This is a genomic window from Desulfotignum balticum DSM 7044, from assembly GCF_000421285.1.
Classification (GTDB): Bacteria; Desulfobacterota; Desulfobacteria; order Desulfobacterales; family Desulfobacteraceae; genus Desulfotignum; species Desulfotignum balticum.
Genome location: NZ_ATWO01000001.1, coordinates 1781292 through 1800640 on the forward strand (window position 1 = coordinate 1781292; position 19349 = coordinate 1800640).

Sequence of the window (19349 nt, forward strand, 5' to 3'; positions counted from 1 at the left end):
TTTCCCTGCCCCAGGTTGGTAGTTACAAGCCCAGTTTTTCTCTGATATCTTTTTTTAAGGTTTCCTTGTTCACCTTGCCGGAATCGCCAACCGTCGGAAATTCAGCAACGATCTCCAGGTGTTCAGGGAGCTTGAACATGGCAATATCTTTAGATTTCAGATGGTCTACCATGGTTTTAAAATCAAAATTCATCCCGGATTTCGGGATAACATAGGCAGCCGAGCGCTCACCCATCTCCCTGTCCGGGTAGCCCACAATGGCCACTGAACCCACGGCAGGATGATCATTCAAAAGTCCTTCCACTTCGGCCGGATAAATATTTTGCCCACCTCTTATGATCATGTCTTTGGCTCTTCCCAATATCCACAGGCATCCCTGATCAAATTTGACAATATCTTCGGTCGTGGTCCAGCCGTCTTTGTCAAATACCGTTGAGGTCAACTCTTCATCCCTGTAATACCCGGCCGGTGCATGGGGGCCTCTGAAATACAGGATGCCGGGTTCACCATCCGGCACGGTTATTTCTCTGTTTTCCTGATGGGCCAGCCTGACTTTGTTTCCCGGAAGCATTCTGCCCACGGTTCGTCGCCTTAAGTCTTTGGAATCTTTTACCCGGCATCCTGACACGGATCCCATGTCCTGGGTGCCAAGATCACTGGTGATGGAAGCGCCAAAAGCGGCTTCCGCTTCCTCTGCCACCTGGGGCGGCAGATATCCGCCGGCCGACCGGATGAATCTGAGCGAACCCAGGTCGTACTTTGATATATCCGCCTCAAGCATCCGAATCAGATGGGTAGGGACCACGCCGACAGCTGTGGCTTTTTCTTTTTCAATGAGCGCAAGGGCCGCATCCGGTGAAAATTCTTCCAGCATGACGGTTTTGGCCCCTGCAATGGGGGCGGCAAAATAGGTGAGGGTTCCTGCGGCACCGCCGGCATGGGGAGCTATGGCCATGGTGATGTCATCTTTGGTCAGGCTCCAGATATCCACCCGTCCCTTGGATGTGCATATGCGGGGAGCGGCCGGCCATTCCACCAGTTTGGGAATGCCTGTGGTACCGGAAGTTGTGGTGAGAATGGCCACATTTTCAATGGCATCCAGCCGTCTTTCTGCCAGAATGTTTTTGTCAATGGGTTGTTTAACTCGTTTTTCAACAATGGTGGGAAGGGAAAAAGTGCCCTGCGGTGCTCCTGGTGGAACCATATCATCAAACAGAAAAATATTTTGCAGGTGGGAAAACTCTTTTTGCAGATCTTCATACATCTCAAGATAGTTGAATTTGTTGTAGGTATGAAGAATAATAACGGCGGATGCTTTGGTTCTGTCCACCATATAGGTCAGCTCTTTTTTTCTCAGATAGGGGTATACGGTCAGAGAAATCAAACCGGCCCGTTCACAGGCAATTCTTGCAAGAAAACCATACACACTGTTGGGAGACTGAATGATTACTCTTGAATGTTTTTCAATACCCATTTCAACCCAGGATATGGCCATGGCATCAACCAGTTCCACAGCCTGCTGCCAGGTGAGTCTGTATTTTGAATCAACCAGTGCTTCCCGATCGGGAATTTCTCTGGCATTTTTTTCCCAGAAATCGTAAAAAGTTTCCTGGGTCCAGTATCCGTCACGGACAAATTCATCCGTCATTTCTTTTGTATATCTAATTGGTTTCACGTGACATCCTTTCCTTAAAATCCGAGTTCAGACCATCTTTCTTTGACCCTTTCAACCATGTCAGGATCCAGTTCAATGGGTATGGGTTTGTTTTTCCACTCATACGGGATGGTGGCGTCCATAAGGAGCCTGCCGGTGATGTCCCTTGTTTCAATGGGCAAAGACGGGTCAAGAGGCGTTGATCTCCCGCGCTTGATGACCTGGCTGCGGTTGGGCTGGAATCTGAAACTCAAAGCGTACATGACCCGGGGGATATCCCAGGGATCGATATCATCATCCACCACGATCACGGTCTTGAGACCGTATGCACCCATTTCAGTTGAAATGGCGGCTGTCAGAACCTGGTCTGCATGCCCGGGATACATCTGGGTCATGGAGATGATGGCAAGAAAGCGGCCGGCACCCTCGGGCGGACAATACACTGCTTTGAGTCCGGGGATTCTCATCTCCTTGAGCTGCTGCCAGAGCGTTGCGCCGTAGGACAGTGCCATGGTCATGTGAGAATCGGTTACAGCGCGGCCGACAGTGGTTCCCCAGAAGATGGGATTATCTCTATAGGTCACACACTTGACGTCAATGAAATTTCTGGGGTCTGTTCCAACGCCGGAATAGTATCCGGTATATTCCCCGAACGGACCTTCTTCCATGAATTTTTCCGCATCCACAAAACCTTCCACCACAATTTCCGCATGGGCCGGGATGGGAAGGTCCACCACTTCTCCTTTAACGATTTCAATGGCCTGGCCCCTGAACGCCCCTGCCACATCATATTCACTGGTAAACGCCCCCACCCGTGCCGCTCCGAGAAGAAAGAGAATCGGGTCACAGCCGACAATGGAGGCAACCGGCATGGGTTGTTTGAGCTTCTGGTATTTTTTAAGCATGATATCCGCGTGTTTGCCTTTGATGAACTGGGTACCGATTTTGTCTTTGGCCAGCAGCTGGCTTCGATATGTTCCCAGATTGACCCAGCCGGAATCAGGATCTTTTGTAATGATAAAATGGGCTGTCCCGTAAAATCTGCCGCCATCCAGGGGATAGTATTGGGGGACCGGAAATTTATACAGGTCGACATCATCACCCATCATGATATTTTGTTTGCAGGGGGCCTTTGCTTTATCGACATAGGTGGGTGGAATGGGTTTTTTTGCTTTTTCTTCCCATCCCACATACAGGTCGGTCAGGGTTGAATCTTCGGGCATACCCATGATGATGGCAAGCCGTTCCACCGTTGTGCATGCACTGGTAATCACAGGGCTTTTGTATCCCTTTACATTCTCAAATAAAAGGGCCGGTCCCTGGGCCTCTTCATTTAATTTTGCGATATGGGATAATTCCAGGTTCCAGTCAACTTCTGCTGTAATTCGTTTCAGAAGGCCTTTTTCTTCACAAACTGCGACAAAGTCTCTCATGTCTTTCATGGGCTGTTCTCCTTTTGCATTGCCACCTTATTTTTGATGCAAAAATAGGGTGGCCTGCGCATTGCGCACGGGTTGATATTTTTTGTCAGACCTTGAATGTCAAGGCTGAACGATAAAATACAGTGGTGTTTATAATTAATTACTTACTTTTCTGCCGGCGACAAGTCCTGCGCATATATGTTCAAGGGCAGAAGATCTTTTGGACATAACAGGCGTCACTTTTTTATCACTCCATACCGTTTCAGGACGGCTTTGAAGAATCATGATTTTGGCTTTGCCGGGCGTGTCTTTGTCGATAGCCCATTCAATGTCCATGGCCTTGCCGTAATGGGTTTCAATTTTTTTACCAATTTTGGCAAGCTCGATAACATCCAGGTCCACCACGCATTGGGTATCCTGTCTTTCTGCAGGGACATCCTGTTTTATAATGCAATGTTTCTCAGGATTACGGGTGTATAGAAAGGTTTTATGTGAAATGGTTTTTTTTATGATTTCATTTGAAATTTTATTGACGATAAAATTATCCGGTGTACATTCGCCGCTGACAACACTTTCCCCGAATCCCCAGTTTGCATCAATGGCAACAGATGCCCTGTCTCCGGAGGCAGGATTCAAAGTGAACATAACACCGGCGACCCATGCATTTGCCATTTTTTGGACACCCACCGATATTTCTACTTTATCGTGGGGGAACCCCATTTTCGTTCGATAATAGATGGCTCTTGCAGCGAAGAGGCTGGACCAGCATTTTTTTACATGGGTAAACACATCATCAATACCTCTTATCCAGAGAAAAGTATCCTGCTGGCCGGCGAAGCTGGCTCCGGGCAGATCTTCTGCTGTAGCACTTGATCTCACAGCCACTGGAACAGCAGGGACGTGGCATTTTTTGGAAAGCTGTCTGTAAAATTCGCCCATATAATCCTGAAGGTTTTCGTCAATCGGCGTGTTTTCAATAACCGCCCGAATTTTTTTACTGGCTATTTCTCCGGAATCCATGTCATTGGGCTTGATGTCTTCCAGAATCTTAAAGATTTCTTTTTTTATCCCGCCTTGTTCAAGAAACCGTTTATAGGCTTTGGTGGTTAGGGCAAAGCCCGGTGGTACCGGTATTTCAGCACTGAGCAGTTCACCAAGGCTTGCATTTTTGCCTCCCACTATGGGGATGGATTCCAGATTGCATTCTTCAAACCAGAGAACATAGTCATGTCTTTTTTCCATGGTATCAGATCACCTTTCGATATAAATTCTACCCGTATCTCCGTTCAATTTGATTTTCATGCCGGATTTGATAATGGTTGTTGCCTGGCCTGTTCCGACAACCGCCGGCATGCCGTATTCACGACAGACAATGGCCGCATGGCACATGATGCCGCCCACATCGGTAACAACCCCTTTTATTTTCTGAAATACCGGTGCCCAGGAAGGAGATGTGGTCGGTGCCACCAGTATCTCGTTTTCCTTGAGTTGACCGATGTCTTCAACGGATCGGCATACCCTGGCAATACCTTCAACCACACCTGGTGATCCGGCAAACCCTTCGATTTCATTCACCTTGTCCGGGTCGCCGATTTTCCTTAATTTGGTCCAGGCGGTCATGCTTTCATTGGTAACGCCCCAAAGCACAATGGTGAACGGTTCCGCGATAACGTCAGGCGGGGTGCCGACGGCCGGGATGGGCGGATGTTCTTTGAATTTTTGATATACGCCTTTTCTCCATGCGATCTCTTCCGGCCAGTGCAGCGGACCATATCCTTTGGTGCCTGTTGCCCACGCCGTGACCAGATCCCATAATGCTTCCTTGATTTCACTGCGGGACATCATCCAGATATCTTCGGGTTCGTTTAAAAATTTGTGGTCTGTCATGATGGCCGCAATTTCCCGCATTTTGTTCCAGAATACCGAGTGAAACCAGTGTTCTACGTAAAACATGTGATTTTCAACATAGGGAAATACCAGTTCGGCGGTGCCATGGAGTTGATCAAATGTCTGCCTGTCTTCATCGGTTTTCAAAAAACCCCGATACTCATGAACAAGCCGTTTCCGTTCCTCTTTGATTTGATCCATGGGCCGGTCGATATTATGGCCGCCAATGATTTTTTTTATATAGATTCTGATGGAACTCATGGGGATATTCAGATTGTCATTCCATGAAATATCCTGGTGGTACCAGCCGGTGCCGGTTGAAATATTGAACCATGGATATTTGGCTTTTTCCCAGGCTGTTATCCATTTTTTCCCATTTTCAGACGACTGGAGGGCGGCAATGACATCTTCGACGTTTTTGGTATCATCTCCGATGTGTGAACCAAGGTCGAATTCAACGGCCAGTTTGGCCAGTTTTCTCAGTTCATCATCGGGCTTGTACAAAATAACATCAATGCCTGCCACCATCTGGGTGATTTTCTGAAGCGGAATGTCAGGAAAGGCTTTTGTGCAGAAATCAACAAAAGTGACATAGGAGGCATATCCAAGATTCAAAAATTCGAAATGGTATTGCCAGCATCGGATTCCTCGATCGATTAATTTATCGTAGGTTTTGAGCAGTTCATAGCCCGATGAGGTGCCAATGCCGTTTTTAACCACAGAAATATCCTCCATGGCCGGCAGTTGTTTGACTTCAAGGTTTTCAATATCAGAAATAATCCCTGTCATCTTTTTTTCCCACTGTTCATGAAGCCGGTCCCAGTTTTCATAATAATAACCGGCTCTTTCCATGAACAAGGGAATTCTTTTCTGCACCTCTTCAGGGTCTGTTATCGGAACCGGAGAAATATAGACGTTTCCATTGATGATCCGATGGTCAACCCCATACACCGGGGGAATCATGAAAATTCGAGTATTGAATTGCGATAATCCCAGAAACCATGCCTCATCCCAGATAATATCAAAGGGATACAGGGGTTCAGGGTAATGCAGTGCATCATTGAACCAGAACGTATTGTTCTCGTAAGCTTCTCTTTCCTTGTCCTTTGTCGAGAAAAAATAGTGATACGGGTACATCCTTTCCCAGCCTTCAGTTCCGGGGATCGCTTCAATCTCGTGAGGGTTGGGAAAACTCTTGTCAGCCATTTTCAGCCTCCTTAAAGGTTACGTTAGGTGCAGAACAAACCCAATAACTCTGACAATACTTGCAAGGAATTGAGAAGTCAGCATGAGATAAAATCCACTGAAAAGAGACCAGACCGAGTTTCCTTTTCATCAAAGCAGCAAGTATATGGCAGGGTTAATAATTCTTGACAAAAAAACTGTCAATTCATATAAAATTATATCAATTATAAGAATTTCTTATAATATTTTGATTTTTTTCAGCCAAATCGTCCAGAAGGAAATTGTCTTATGGTCAATTTAAACCAGTTGCGGGCATTTTATTATGTCGCAAAACATGACAGCTATACGGTTGCCGCACAGAAGCTTTTTATTACCCAGCCGGCCGTAACAGCTCAAATCAAATTATTTGAAAATTTTTATGGGATAAAATTATTCAATCGAAAAGGAAGAGCCCTGTTCCTGTCACATATCGGTAAACTTCTGTTTGAAAAAGCTGAAAAAATTTTCGCTCTGGAAAATGAAATCGAAGAAATGCTGGCTCAGATGAAGGAAATGAACCAGGGCCTTCTGGCGATCGGCTGTACCAAGGCCTATGCCAAGCATATTATGCCATCTATCATTTCAGCATTTCACAGAACTTATCCCAACATTAGAATCATCCTTGAAGAAGGCAGTTCCATGGCCATGATCAACAGTTTGAGGGATTTTGAAAACGAAATCATTGTTGTGGCGCAAATGGATATCAAAGATTCTCGAATTCAGTTTATCCCTTTCAGCCAGGAGGAAATCGTTTTGATCATGGCCGTTGATCATCCACTTTCCAAAAAAAAAGAAGTCACATTCAATGACATTAAAAATGAGCCGATTATTCTGAAAGGAACCGGATCCGGTACGCGAAAAAAAATTGTAGATTTATACAGAAACAACGATATGGTTCCCATTGTGTTTATGGAATCCAACAATACGGAATTCATCATCAATCTGGTCGAAAAAGGAGAAGGAATTTCTTTTCTTGTAAAACCGTCAATTGAACAAAAAGTGTATGAAAAAAAAATCGTCATGCACCGCCTAAAGGACAACAGATTGTTTCTGGACGTCAGCCTTGGTTTCTCAAAAAACAACCCGCTTTCGCCTGCAGCCTCTGCTTTTTATGAAGTCATTAAACGCACCTTTACTGAAGAATTCTCACAAAATAAAATCGGGTCTATTATGGCAAAAATTTTAGCAGGAAAATTTGTTAAAGATTAAGCTTGTGGTTTACTTGTCCGGGATCCGCCTTAACATGATAATTAAAAATTATTTTAAATAAGGCGAAATTATGAAAATTGCGGTTTTTTCAGATGTCCATAGCTGTTATAAAAAAATGATGACGGTTTTCGACGATATGGAAAAATATCAAATTGATCAGTATGTTTGTCTTGGGGACATTATCGGATATGGGAGTCAACCTGAAGAAACCGTTCAGTTGTTGATGTCAAAACAGGTGATTTCTGTCAGGGGTAACCACGAATTGGCCATGTTTGACCCTGATTACCTTGAACTGTTTCCAAAAAAAATAAAACAGCCTCTGCTGGAAAATATTGCGGCCATTTCCGAAAAATCCATCCAGTACCTTGAAAAAACACCGGTATATCTGCAATTGGAAAACTGCCATTTTGTCCACGGTACGCCACCGGACAAGATGACCACTTATATTTATGATGTGACAGATTACTATTTGAAGTCTATTTTTAATAATTCAGCCACGCGGGTTTTTTTCACTGGCCATACTCACAAACTCAAGTTGATTACTTATAAAGACAAAATAGTATATCGTGGAAGAATAAACGAAAATTGCATCATCCCAGTAGGGAATAATCAGAAATATCTTGTTAATGTAGGCAGCATCGGATTTTCAAGAGACGATTTTGAAGCATCAAAATATGTCGTCTATGACACGGAAAACAAACAGATCATGGTTAGAATGGTAAGTACTTGATTTTTTGTATGTTTTTTGCAGATGCCTGAATCAGGGCAGATCTCGTTTTCCATGATTCCATCTTTAGAAAAACAATATCGGTAATTGGATATTTTTAAAGCTAAGGAGTCATTTTAGGTATATTTATGAAATGCATAAGAATTTATTATATTATCCTGTAAAAATGGTGGGTTAATATTCCATCACTGAGGGTCACGGTGTCACCGCAAGTTCAAATACGTTCTGGAATCGGTTGACCAGGATATACCGGGAGATCTTTACGCACACCAGGGCCGTGGTGTCGGCTGCGGCAAAGGAAGCCAGGTGGGGGTGCCGGGCCAGGTAGATGTCTGTCAGGGCCTGTTGTTCAGCATCGGGCACATCGATCACCGTCCCGGTGGCAGTGACTGCAGTCGCCTGGTAGATATCTTCGGCCCGGTTTTCACTGTTGTTGATCAGAAACGCGGCATTGGGGCAGGCCGTGAGGTTGTCATATTTGCGTGTAGTCTTGGGAGTCAGAAAAATGATCCGGTCCAGTTTTGGGGTGGCGGCCACTGCTACCAGGCTGGCATAGGGGTGGCCGTCCTTCTGGGTGCACAGCACGGCCAGCTGCTGAGAATTGATCAGGTCCTGAATGGTGGCGAACAGGGTCTGGTTGTCCATAACTGCCTCCGAAAGGAATATGTCAGGATACGGGCCAATCAAAGGTTGCGTGCGGGTTCCTGTATTTTTAAAAAGATGTTACAATCCGGTTGAACTTGATTCTTACGTCATGCTATAGGAGCTGTCAACGGGAACCTGATGTTATTTTTAGGATATAAGGAGGAAGCATGTCCAGACAGATCAGCCTGATCGGCGTGCCCATGGATTTCGGCCAGGACCTGCGCGGGGTGGATATGGGGCCAGCGGCTGTGCGGTACACCGGCCTGATTACCCGGTTGCGGGAACTGGGCCACACTGTGCGGGACCGGGGGGATGTGCCTATTCCCATCCGGGATGAAGCCGTGCCCGGACCGTTGGCGGGAAACACCTATGTGGAAGAGATTTCCCGGATCTGCAACGCAGTGTACACCCTGGGGCGCCGGGTGATGGAAGAGAAAGATTTCCCGCTGTTTGTGGGCGGGGATCATTCCATTGCCGTGGGCACGGTGGCCGCGGCCGGAGCCGATGGTGAGGCCATCGGCCTGATCTGGCTGGATGCCCACGGGGATTTCAACACCCCGGACACCTCGCCGTCCGGCAATATCCACGGCATGCCCCTGGCCATTCTCATGGGAGAAGGTCATCCGGATCTGGTGAATGTGGGACGGCCAGGGCCCAAGGTGCTGCCGGAAAACGTGGTCATGATCGGGCTGAGGGATATTGACCCGGTCGAGAAAAAGCGGCTGAAAACCTCCGGAGTCACGGTGTTCACCATGCGGGACATTGACGAGCAGGGAATTTCCACGGTGGCCAACAAAGCTGTGATGAAATTTGCCCACATGAAACGCATTCATCTGACCGTGGACATGGATGCCCTGGATCCGGTGGAAGCCCCGGGAGTGGGGACTCCCGTGCCCGGCGGCATCACCTACCGGGAGGCCCATCTGCTCATGGAGATCCTGGCGGATTCCAAAAAGGTGGGGTCCATGGACCTGGTGGAGATCAACCCGATCCTGGATGTGGCCAACAAGACGGCGAAACTGGCCGTGGAGCTGACCCTGTCCGCTTTGGGAAAAAGCATTTTGTGAGCCTGTCCGAGTATATTCAATCTTTGAAAGCCTACAAAGGATTTGCCGGCGACATTGTGTGCCACCGGACCCTGGATCCGGTGCCGGCCCGATATGCCGGATCTTTGCCCGGGTTTTCCCATGATTTGTCCTTACTGCTGGAAGACCTGGGCATCTCCCGGCTGTATTCCCATCAGCAGACTGCCATGGACCGGATTTTGTCGGGTTCCCACACCGTGATTGCCACGCCCACGGCCTCGGGCAAAAGCCTGGTGTACAATCTGCCTGTGGTGGACCGGCTCTTGACGGATCCGTCTGCCACGGCCCTGTATCTGTTTCCGTTAAAAGCCCTGGCCCGGGATCAGCTGGGCACGGTGCAGGACCTGCTGGTGCGGGCCAGAAGCCTTGAACCGGATCTGCCGGTGCTGAAAGCGGCCGTGTATGACGGGGATGTAACTTCCCATCACAAGGCCAAAATCCGGCGGGATCCGCCCCAGGTGCTGTTGTCCAATCCGGAGATGCTGCACCTGGCCATGCTGCCCCACCATCATCTGTGGGAGGCGTATTTCCGGCGCCTGGCCTTTGTGGTAGTGGATGAAGTGCACACGTACCGGGGGGTGATGGGGTCCCACATGGCCTGGGTGTTCCGGCGCCTGGTGCGCATCTGCCGGTATTATGGGGCAACGCCGGTGTTTGTGTTCTGCTCGGCCACCATTGCCAACCCGGGCGATTTGTGCCGCCGGCTTACGGGTCTGGATGTGGGGGTGGTGGACCGGGCCGGGGCTCCGGCCGGGAAAAAAGAGGTGGTGCTCATGCGGGGCATGGACGGGGCAGCCCAAACCGCCATCGCCCTGATCCATGCGGCCCTGCACCGGAATCTGCGCACCATTGTATATACCCAGTCCAGAAAAATAACCGAACTGATCGCCATCTGGGCATCCCAGCGGGCCAAAAAAATGAGGGACAAAATCAGTGCCTACCGGGCCGGGTTCCTGCCCGAAGAACGGCGGGAGATTGAAACCCGGCTGGCCACAGGCGATCTGTTGTGCGTGGTGTCCACATCGGCCCTGGAGCTGGGCATCGATATCGGGAACCTGGATCTGTGCATCCTGGTGGGGTATCCGGGCACCATCATGTCCACCTGGCAGCGGGCCGGCCGGGTAGGGCGGGACGGCAGCCAATCCGCTTTGGTGCTCATCGCCCATGAGGATGCCCTGGACCAGTATTTCATGAACCATCCGGACGTGTTCTTTGACATGCCTCCGGAAACTGCACTCATCAACCCGGACAATCCCGTGATCTGCAAGGCCCACCTGGTGTGCGCGGCCGCCGATCTGGCCCTGAAAAAAGGGGAACCCATGCTGATGCCGGATCCGGGCGCATCGGATCAGCCAACTTTCGACCGGCAGAAAACCAATCGAAAAACGGCAGCAGCCGGCCCTGTCCAGGCGGCCCTTCAAAAACTGGAAGCCTCCGGCAAGCTGCTGCGCAGTGTGAACAACGACATCTGGTATGCGGCCCAAAAAAGTCCCCACCGGGAAGTGAACCTGCGGGGCACGGGCCGAACCATTCCCATCTTTCTGGAAAATACCCGCCGGAGTCTGGGAGAGATCGACCGGTACCGGGCATTTTTCGACACCCATGAGGGGGCCGTGTACCTGCACCAGGGCAAATCCTATGTGGTGACCCGGTTCGACCATGAAAAAGGCAGCGTGGAGGTGATCCCCAAAGAGGTGAACTACTACACAAGGGCACGGTCTTCCAAAGCCACGCAGATCATTGAGATTCTGGACAGCAAAATTGTGAAAGCCACCCGGGTGGGGTTCGGCCGGCTGCGCATCACCGAGCAGGTGACCGGGTATGACCGCAAACTGGTGGCCACGGGCCGGTCCATCGGCATGGTGCCCCTGGATCTGCCGCCGTTGACCTTTGACACCCGGGGGCTGTGGATCCAGATCCCGGATGAGATCCGGGACCGTCTTGAATCGGACCGCATGCATTTCATGGGCGGGATTCATGCCATGGAACATGCCGCCATCGGCATCATGCCGCTTTTGGTGATGACCGACCGGAATGATCTGGGCGGCATCTCTATTCCATTCCATGACCAGGTGCAGACCGCGGCCGTGTTTGTGTACGATGCCGTGCCCGGGGGCTTAGGGCTGTGCCGCCGGGCGTTTGAACACGCAGACCGGTTTCTGCACGCCACCCTGGAGACCATCACGTCCTGCCCCTGCACCACCGGATGTCCGGCCTGTGTGCATTCTCCCAAGTGCGGGTCCGGGAACCGGCCCATTGACAAGCATGCAGCCCGGCAGATTCTTGAATGTATCATTTCCGGGTCGGCCGGTCCGGCAAAATTTCAGTTACCGGATTTGCCGGTGGCTGCAGTTGAACGAAATGAACATCCGGTGATCCTGACTGCCGGGGCAGAAGATTTTCCTGGTGCCGGAATCCACACCCGGGTTCAAGAGATTTCGTTGCAAAAAAACGCAACCCTGCGCTATGGGGTTCTGGACATCGAAACAAGGCGGTCCGCCGCCGAAGTGGGGGGCTGGAACAAGGCGGAAAACATGGGGGTCAGCTGTGCTGTGCTCTATGATTCGCATTCCGGACGGTTCCATGATTATTCCCAGGATCAGGTGCCGGCCCTGTGCGAGCATCTTTCCTTACTGGACCGGGTGGTGGGGTTCAATCTGATCCGGTTTGACTATAAGGTTCTGGCCGGGTTGAGTGATTTTGATTTTTACCGCCTTCCCACCCTGGATATGTTGATGAAGGTCCATGAGATCTTAGGCTACCGCCTGTCTCTGGATCATCTGGCCCAGAATACCCTGGGGGCAAAAAAAAGCGCGGACGGGCTCATGGCCCTGCAATGGTGGCAGCAGGGGAAGATGGACAAAATCATTGAGTACTGCACCCAGGATGTGCGGGTGACCCGGGACCTGTACCGGTTCGGCCGGGACAACCGGTTTCTGATATTCACAAACAAGGCAGGACACCAGGTAAGGGTCCCGGTGTCCTGGTAGGGTCAATAATCGCAGATGGAAGGCGTTTGCCGAGCAGATCACCTCACCCGGGCCGCGATATCGGCCAGGACCGGGCCGGCTTTTTCCCGGATCAGCACCTGGCACCGGTCATCATAGGGGGTGGGGGACAGGTTGATGATGGCCAGAAACGCCCCGGCATCCAGGGCATAACCGGGCATAAGGGCTGCGGGCTGGACCAGAAGGGTGGAGCCCACCACGATGAATACATCACTTTTCAAGGACAGCTCAGCCGCCCGCCGGGTTTCTTTTTCCGGCATGGCCTGGCCAAAGGAGATGGTGTCCGGCTTGAGATATCCCCCGCAATCGCACCGGGGCGCTTTGTCGCCGGCCAGGATCATTTGTTGTGCCGCATCCCAGGAGATCAGGGTGCGGCAGGACATGCACCGAACCCGCCGGGTGTTGCCGTGCAGTTCGATGATTTTTTCATCCGGGATGCCTGAAGCCTGGTGAAGCCCGTCAATGTTCTGAGTGATCACTGCGGTGAGGTGTCCGGTTTCGTAAAGCTGTGCAATACTCATGTGACCCGGGTTGGGCCGGGCGTTCTTCAATCCTTTTTCCATATCCATGCGCATTTCCCAGTATTGAATCCTTGCTGTTTCGCTGGACATGAACGCATCAAAGTATACCGGGGTGAACTTGTCCCACAGCCCGCCCTGGCTCCGGTAGTCCGGGATGCCGCTTTCCGTGGACATCCCGGCCCCGGTGAATACGATCACACTGCGGGCGGCTGTGATTTTTTCGGCAATGGTCCGGGTGTGGGCCTGGATCTCCGGGGTCAGGACCGGGGTGGTTTCTTTTGCCATGAAAGCAGTCTCCTTGCTGTTTTTTCATAAAAAGTCATGATTTCAGGGATGCGCAGCAGCCTGGCCGCCACCGGCATCAACATTAGGAACACCAGTCCGGTGACAATGCAGATTATCATTGCCGGGACAAATGCGGTGGGCGGCATCAGGCGGGTCAGCATCTGGTGGATACCCGAAAGAATCCCTCCCATGACCAGACTGGCCAGGCTCAGTTTGACCAGAAACAGGTATACGCCATTATCGCCGGGATTCCGGGTTTTTCGATTCCAGGACCCATACAGGGCAAATGAGGACACAATCACCGTCAAAGACAGTCCCGATGCCACACCGGTGACGCCGAACACTTTCATGCATCCATAAATTACCGGTAAACCGGCCAGCATGCACAAGGTGGATACCACCGCAGGATACAAGGTGTTTTCCAGGGCGTAGAACCCTCTTGCCACAAAGGTCTGGGCGGAAAAGGCAAAGGCCCCGGCCATGAAAAACGGCAGGATGTTTGCGGTGAGGTGGGTGGCATGGGCATCAAACGCGCCCCGCTGAAACAGGATCATCACGATTTCGTACCGCAGGACAATAAAGAGCACGGAAAACGGGATCACCAGAAAAATGAATTTCAATGTCTGGTTGATGATGTGGTTGAGGCGGTCCATGTCTCCGGCGGCTGCAATACCGGCCATAAAGGGGTAGGATGCCATGCCGATGGCCTGGCCGAAAAATCCCACCAGAATGAACATGATGCGCAGGGCATAGTTCATGGCGGCAATGTGGCCGGTGGGCAGAAAAGATCCAAACAGTTTCATCAGAATTTCCGTGGAAAAAGTGACGGTCAGCCCCACCATAAAAGGCAGGGTGATTTTCACATAATGGATGAAATCCGGATGAAAAAAATTGATGTAAAACCGGAACTGCAATCCCTGTCTGGCGGCACCGGCCATCTGTAAAAGAAAATTGCCGGCAAACGCACCCCCTAAAACCCCCCAGGCAAATCCTTCCATACCGATATGCGGGTACAAAAACACCCCGCCGCAGATGATGCCTAAATTATAGATCAACGGGGCTAACGCCGGGATGAAAAATTTTTCTTTTGTGAACTGCACGGCCATGAACAGGCCGCCTGCAAAAAAGAAAAACTGGGCCGGCAGGATGATGCGGGTCATGCGCACGGCCAGAGCAAAAGTGGCCGGGTCCGTGATACCCGGTGCCAGCAGATGGACAAAAAACGGGGTCCAGATTATCCCTGTGGCAATGCCTGTGACCAGGATCAGGCCGAACCCGTTGAACACCAGGGAAAACACCTCAAACCCCTGTTTCTCGTCTCCCCGGGTGATATACCGGGCAAACACCGGGATAAAAGTGATGGACAGAAACCCGCTGGCCACCACATGATTGAGAATTTCCGGCAGGGCAAAAGCGATCTGGTAGGCATCCACCCCGGCGTCTGCGCCGCCGGCCCAGGCAATGGCCATTTCCCGCACCAACCCGATGACCCGGCTGGCAAACACGGACGCCATCATGATAAACGATGCCACACCGATCTTTTTGAATATGGAAGGGGCCGCAGTCTTCATGGGCGAAGATGTACCACACCCGAAAGGCAAAGAAAAGGGCCGTTTGTTGTCTCTAAACCTTGACGGAACAAAGAGGGGCGAATATACTGAATTGATTAATTTTATGATAATACACAGGAAAAATCGATTATGTGGACCCGAATGGGAATATGGTGCCTGATGGGGGCATTTTTTGTTTGGCTTTTCAGCGGCATTTCATACTTTATGCAGGTGGATAATTTCTGGGTGGACCTGACCCTTTCCCGGATGTTGGGCGATTATACCGATTCAGTGGTGTATGCCGTCCCGTGGGGAGCCGTTCAGAATTTTTTGTATTTTTTTGTGGTTGAGCTGCCGTTATTCGGGGTGCTCTTAGGCGTGGGAACCCTGTTTTTCTTAATCGGCATGTTTGTAAAGGTCCGGTCATGAATTGATTCGGGCCCATTGAATGAATGGGGGAAATGAAATGGATGACACGATTTTTCAGCACCAGAAGGATGCATCGCTGACCCGGCGGCAGTTTCTGAGACTGTCCGCCGTCTTGACCGCAGCCGGTCTGCTTCCGGTCTGGGGGTGTGCCATAGACCCGGTGACCGGCAAATCCCAGCTGATGATGCTGACAGCGGACCAGGAGGTCGCCATTGACCGGCAGCAGTCACCGTTTCAGTTTTCATCGGATTACGGCATTGTTCAAGACCGCGCGTTGAACCAGTATATCAACCAGGTGGGCAAAAATCTGGTGCCCTATACCCACCGGCCGGATATGCCATACAATTTTCAATGTGTGAATGCCACGTATATCAATGCATATGCATTTCCCGGCGGGTCCATTGCCGTGACCCGCGGAATTCTGCTGAGCCTGGAAAATGAAGCCGAACTGGCATCCCTGCTGGGACATGAACTGGGCCATGTCAATGCCCGGCACACAGCGGAACAGGTATCCAAAAGTCAGCTGTCTTCCCTGTTCGTGAGCGGCCTGGCGATGCTGGCGGATTCCCAGGCCAAGGGACTGGGGAATCTGACCCAGCAGCTGGGGGCGTTGGGCCAGGGGCTGTATCTGGCCAAATACAGCCGGGACAATGAGCGGGAAGCCGATTATCTGGGACATGAATACATGGTCCGGGCCGGGTATGGATCCCAAGGATTTGTGGGATTGATGGAAATGCTCAACACCTTGAACAAACAGCAGCCTTCTTCCGCCCAGATGCTTTTTTCCACCCATCCCATGAGTGATGAACGCCTGGCTGCATCGGTGCAGCGGGATCAGGGACCTTATTCCAGCTCGCAAGCTGCACCCGTATACCGGGAACGGTACATGGATCAGACCGTGGCACTGCGGCAGCAGAAAAAAGCCATTGAATTGATGCAGGAAGGAGAAAAATACCTGGCCCGGGAAAAATATGATGCCGCCCAAACCGCTTTTTCATCAGCCCTGAAACGGGCGAATGATGATTATGCGGCCCATGTGCTCATGGCCAAATGCCAGCTGATTCAGAAGAAAAATGCCGAGGCCGTATCCTATGCAAAAGCGGCCATGAACCTATATCCCACAGAACCCCAGGGACATTATGTGGCCGGCCTGGCCCATGTGGGGACAAAGCAGTTCGACCGGGCCCTGGACAATTTTACCCGGTGCGACCAGTTGCTGCCGGGCAATCCCCAGCTGACCTTTTACAAGGGATATTCCCGGGACAAACTGGGACAGCGGCAGGCCGCAGCCAATGATTATGCTGCATACCTGAAAATGATCAATTATCAGTCCAATCAATATTCCCAGTATGCGTTCAAGCGGCTGAAAGAATGGGGATATGCCCAGTAGTCAGCCAAAAAACCGGTTTCAGGAACTGATTGACGCGGTCTGGACCATGACCCTGGCAACGAGTGGGGAAACCGGCCCCTGGTCCGCACCGGTTTATTATCTTTACAGAGAAAAACGATTTTATTTTTTTTCCAGTCCCGCTTCCCGGCATATATTGGAAGGTGACGGCCGGCCGTGTGCGGCTTCGATTTTTCGCGTTCATGAACGTGTGGATCATCTGGAGGGAATTCAGATGAGCGGGGTCATTCACTCCCAGAAACCCGGCATCCGGACAACATCCGCAGCCGGGGCATATGCCCGGCGGTTTGGGATCCCCGTGCCCGGCGCGGATTTTCTGACGTTTTTTCAAAATGCATTCCATGCCCGTTTGTATGCGTTTTTACCGGATCAGGTGTATCACATGGATAACCGCAAAGGATTCGGAAACCGGGAGATGATTACTTTATGAAATTCAATAACTTGAATCAATGTGTATCTTTTCTGGCTCAGGAAAAGGAGCTGATCCGCATCCGTGAACCCGTGGACCCGCATCTGGACATGGCAGAGATCACCCGGCGGGTGTTTGACGCAGGCGGACCAGCCCTTTTGTTTGAAAATGTCAACGGGTCGCCGTTTCCGGCCCTTTCCAACCTGTACGGCACCTGGCAGCGGACCCTGAAAATTTTTGAACCCCAGCTGGAACAGGTCAAGGCCCTGGTGGATATGACGTCTGACCCCATGCAGGCGGTCAGATCTTTGGGCCGGGGATTCAAGGCCGGTATGGCCCTGGCCCGGTCTTTGCCTTTGCCGGTTCAAAAAAACCGGACACTGACCCAGATGACCCGGATCGACCAGCTGCCCCAGATCACTTGCTGGCCGGGGGACGGCGGGGCATTTTTGCTGCTGCCCCAGGTGTTTTCTCTGGACCCGGATTCGGACTCCGTGCTGAAATCCAATCTGGGCATGTACCGGATTCAGTTGTCCGGCAACGATTATCCGCCCAATGAAGAAATAGGCCTGCACTATCAGCTGCACCGGGGCATTGGGGTTCATCATCAGAAAGCACTGGAAAAAAACAGGCCGTTGAAAGTGAGCATTTTTATCGGCGGGCCCCCGGCCCATGCCCTGGCAGCGGTCATGCCTCTGCCGGAAGGGATGCCCGAGATTGCCTTTGCCGGGGCTCTGGCCGGGCGCAATTTCAGATATTTTCGGCACAACGGGTTTGTACTGTCCACAGATGCGGATTTCTGTATCACCGGATGGGTGATGCCCCATCAGACCCGGCCGGAAGGCCCGTTCGGCGATCATCTGGGGTATTATTCCAATGTTCACGAATTTCCCTGTATCCGGGTGGCATCGGTGTGGCACCGGCCAGGCGCGATTTTTCCGTTTACCGTGGTGGGACGTCCCCCCAGAGAGGACAGTCATTTCGGCCGGCTCATCCATGAAATTACCCGGAATGCCGTGGCCAAAGCCCTGCCCGGTGTGACCGCGGTCAATGCCGTGGATGCGGCCGGTGTGCATCCGTTGCTTTTAGCCAAAGCCAGGGAACGATACCTGCCCTATGACGCGCCCATGCCAAGAGAACTGCTCACCCATGCCCATGCCATTTTAGGCAAAGGCCAGCTGTCTTTGGCCAAATACCTTTTCATCTGCGCCCATGAAGATGATCCCGGCCTGGATGTGAACGATGAAAAACAGTTTCTGATGCATGTGCTGGAACGGGTGGATTTTTCCAGAGACCTGCATTTTGTCACTTGCACCACCATGGATACCCTGGATTATTCGGGACAGCAGATCAACCAGGGATCCAAGCTGGTGATGGCCGCGGCCGGACCTGTTAAGCGACGTCTCGGCCCGACCCTGCCGGTTCAGTTTTCATTGCCGGACGGATTTTCCCATGCTGTGATGGCAGCCCCGGGAATTGCCGTTATCCAGGGGCTGGCGTTCACTTCCTATCCCAGGGCCAGACAGCAGATCAGTCCGGTGAAAAAATATCTGGAAACCCTGGGAGACGCATCCGGCCTGGCTTTAGTGGTGGTGGTGGATGATGCCCGGTTTTGCGCAGACACGTTTGATAATTTTTTGTGGGTGACGTTTCTGCGGTCCAACCCGTCCCATGACATTTACGGCATAAAGGAAAGAACCCTGCATAAGCACTGGGGGTGCCAGGCCCCGCTGGTCATTGACGCCCGCATCAAACCTTTTCATGCGGCCTTGCTGGAGCCGGACCCGGAAGTGGCTTTGCGGGTGGACCGGATGGCCTGTAAAGGCGGTCCGCTGTTCAAGATTCTGTGATGAAGCATTCCTGTGAAAAGGCAATATCCTGTTACAC

The 19349-nt window shown here is 51.3% G+C and carries 15 protein-coding genes; 8 read left to right on the top strand and 7 right to left on the bottom strand.

From position 1 onward, the window contains the following. Positions 1-22 precede the first annotated feature (22 nt). The 4 genes from K365_RS0109055 to K365_RS0109070 all read right to left on the bottom strand — a co-directional run bounded on the left by K365_RS0109055 (position 23) and on the right by K365_RS0109070 (position 6168). Positions 23-1675, bottom strand: a complete 1653-nt coding sequence (locus tag K365_RS0109055) for an AMP-binding protein (RefSeq protein WP_006965389.1) — start codon at positions 1673-1675, stop codon at positions 23-25. Positions 1676-1689: 14 nt separating this feature from the next. Next, positions 1690-3096, bottom strand: coding sequence for a phenylphosphate carboxylase subunit beta (ppcB, locus tag K365_RS0109060; protein ID WP_024334331.1), 1407 nt, complete (start codon positions 3094-3096; stop codon positions 1690-1692). A 135-nt stretch (positions 3097-3231) separates the two neighbouring features. Further along, complete coding sequence (locus tag K365_RS0109065) at positions 3232-4317, bottom strand: PEP/pyruvate-binding domain-containing protein (protein WP_024334332.1); 1086 nt, start codon at positions 4315-4317, stop codon at positions 3232-3234. Positions 4318-4326: 9 nt separating this feature from the next. Then, positions 4327-6168 (bottom strand): PEP-utilizing enzyme, encoded by a 1842-nt coding sequence (locus K365_RS0109070; RefSeq protein WP_006965394.1) that lies wholly within the window; start codon positions 6166-6168, stop codon positions 4327-4329. A gap of 267 nt (positions 6169-6435) precedes the next feature. Between K365_RS0109070 and K365_RS0109075 the strand changes: the two genes are divergently transcribed. Both K365_RS0109075 and K365_RS0109080 read left to right on the top strand, forming a co-directional pair. After that, positions 6436-7395, top strand: a complete 960-nt coding sequence (locus tag K365_RS0109075) for a LysR family transcriptional regulator (RefSeq protein ID WP_006965395.1) — start codon at positions 6436-6438, stop codon at positions 7393-7395. A gap of 70 nt (positions 7396-7465) precedes the next feature. Next, positions 7466-8125, top strand: a complete 660-nt coding sequence (locus K365_RS0109080) for a metallophosphoesterase family protein (protein WP_006965396.1) — start codon at positions 7466-7468, stop codon at positions 8123-8125. A gap of 192 nt (positions 8126-8317) precedes the next feature. Here the strand turns inward: K365_RS0109080 and K365_RS0109085 are convergent, their stop codons facing one another. Beyond that, the gene (locus tag K365_RS0109085) at positions 8318-8767 is read right to left on the bottom strand and encodes a pyridoxamine 5'-phosphate oxidase family protein (RefSeq protein ID WP_024334333.1); all 450 of its coding nucleotides are present in this window, start codon (positions 8765-8767) and stop codon (positions 8318-8320) included. A 167-nt stretch (positions 8768-8934) separates the two neighbouring features. On the opposite strand from K365_RS0109085, the gene rocF reads away from it, so the two are divergent. Together rocF and K365_RS0109095 are read left to right on the top strand one after the other, a co-directional pair. Next, the gene (rocF, locus tag K365_RS0109090) at positions 8935-9834 is read left to right on the top strand and encodes an arginase (RefSeq protein ID WP_024334334.1); all 900 of its coding nucleotides are present in this window, start codon (positions 8935-8937) and stop codon (positions 9832-9834) included. Next, positions 9831-12842 carry a DEAD/DEAH box helicase gene (locus K365_RS0109095; RefSeq protein ID WP_024334335.1) on the top strand — a complete coding sequence of 1004 codons (3012 nt, stop codon included), beginning with the start codon at positions 9831-9833 and terminating at the stop codon, positions 12840-12842. The genes rocF and K365_RS0109095 overlap by 4 nt, the downstream gene beginning before the upstream one ends. A gap of 38 nt (positions 12843-12880) precedes the next feature. Here K365_RS0109095 and K365_RS0109100 read toward each other — a convergent pair whose 3' ends face one another. Continuing rightward, positions 12881-13666, bottom strand: a complete 786-nt coding sequence (locus K365_RS0109100; RefSeq protein WP_006965400.1) for an SIR2 family NAD-dependent protein deacylase — start codon at positions 13664-13666, stop codon at positions 12881-12883. Continuing rightward, entirely contained in the window at positions 13639-15237 is a 1599-nt protein-coding gene (murJ, locus tag K365_RS0109105) for a murein biosynthesis integral membrane protein MurJ (RefSeq protein ID WP_024334336.1), read from the bottom strand. Before murJ ends, K365_RS0109100 begins: the two co-directional genes overlap by 28 nt. Before the next feature lie 129 nt (positions 15238-15366). Here murJ and K365_RS0109115 point away from each other — a divergent pair, with 129 nt between their 5' ends. Genes K365_RS0109115 through K365_RS0109130 form a run of 4 tightly spaced genes read left to right on the top strand, consistent with a single transcriptional unit; the run spans position 15367 to position 19312 of the window. Beyond that, entirely contained in the window at positions 15367-15645 is a 279-nt protein-coding gene (locus K365_RS0109115) for a hypothetical protein (RefSeq protein ID WP_006965402.1), read from the top strand. 37 nt (positions 15646-15682) lie between these two features. Next, positions 15683-17035 carry a M48 family metalloprotease gene (locus K365_RS0109120; protein ID WP_006965403.1) on the top strand — a complete coding sequence of 451 codons (1353 nt, stop codon included), beginning with the start codon at positions 15683-15685 and terminating at the stop codon, positions 17033-17035. Then, positions 17025-17483: a pyridoxamine 5'-phosphate oxidase family protein gene (locus tag K365_RS0109125; RefSeq protein ID WP_024334339.1), complete on the top strand. Its 459-nt coding sequence runs from the start codon at positions 17025-17027 to the stop codon at positions 17481-17483. The genes K365_RS0109120 and K365_RS0109125 overlap by 11 nt, the downstream gene beginning before the upstream one ends. Next, complete coding sequence (locus K365_RS0109130) at positions 17480-19312, top strand: UbiD family decarboxylase (protein ID WP_024334340.1); 1833 nt, start codon at positions 17480-17482, stop codon at positions 19310-19312. Before K365_RS0109125 ends, K365_RS0109130 begins: the two co-directional genes overlap by 4 nt. Positions 19313-19349 lie beyond the last annotated feature (37 nt).

Excerpts from the sequence above, each read along its gene's own strand:
- ppcB (WP_024334331.1), bottom strand. The coding sequence starts at position 3,096 with ATGAAAGACATGAGAGACTTTGTCGCAGTTTGTGAAGAAAAAGGCCTT.
- K365_RS0109065 (WP_024334332.1), bottom strand. The coding sequence starts at position 4,317 with ATGGAAAAAAGACATGACTATGTTCTCTGGTTTGAAGAATGCAATCTG.
- K365_RS0109070 (WP_006965394.1), bottom strand. The coding sequence starts at position 6,168 with ATGGCTGACAAGAGTTTTCCCAACCCTCACGAGATTGAAGCGATCCCC.
- K365_RS0109075 (WP_006965395.1), top strand. The coding sequence starts at position 6,436 with ATGGTCAATTTAAACCAGTTGCGGGCATTTTATTATGTCGCAAAACAT.
- K365_RS0109080 (WP_006965396.1), top strand. The coding sequence starts at position 7,466 with ATGAAAATTGCGGTTTTTTCAGATGTCCATAGCTGTTATAAAAAAATG.
- K365_RS0109085 (WP_024334333.1), bottom strand. The coding sequence starts at position 8,767 with ATGGACAACCAGACCCTGTTCGCCACCATTCAGGACCTGATCAATTCT.
- rocF (WP_024334334.1), top strand. The coding sequence starts at position 8,935 with ATGTCCAGACAGATCAGCCTGATCGGCGTGCCCATGGATTTCGGCCAG.
- K365_RS0109100 (WP_006965400.1), bottom strand. The coding sequence starts at position 13,666 with ATGGCAAAAGAAACCACCCCGGTCCTGACCCCGGAGATCCAGGCCCAC.
- murJ (WP_024334336.1), bottom strand. The coding sequence starts at position 15,237 with ATGAAGACTGCGGCCCCTTCCATATTCAAAAAGATCGGTGTGGCATCG.
- K365_RS0109115 (WP_006965402.1), top strand. The coding sequence starts at position 15,367 with ATGTGGACCCGAATGGGAATATGGTGCCTGATGGGGGCATTTTTTGTT.
- K365_RS0109120 (WP_006965403.1), top strand. The coding sequence starts at position 15,683 with ATGGATGACACGATTTTTCAGCACCAGAAGGATGCATCGCTGACCCGG.
- K365_RS0109125 (WP_024334339.1), top strand. The coding sequence starts at position 17,025 with ATGCCCAGTAGTCAGCCAAAAAACCGGTTTCAGGAACTGATTGACGCG.
- K365_RS0109130 (WP_024334340.1), top strand. The coding sequence starts at position 17,480 with ATGAAATTCAATAACTTGAATCAATGTGTATCTTTTCTGGCTCAGGAA.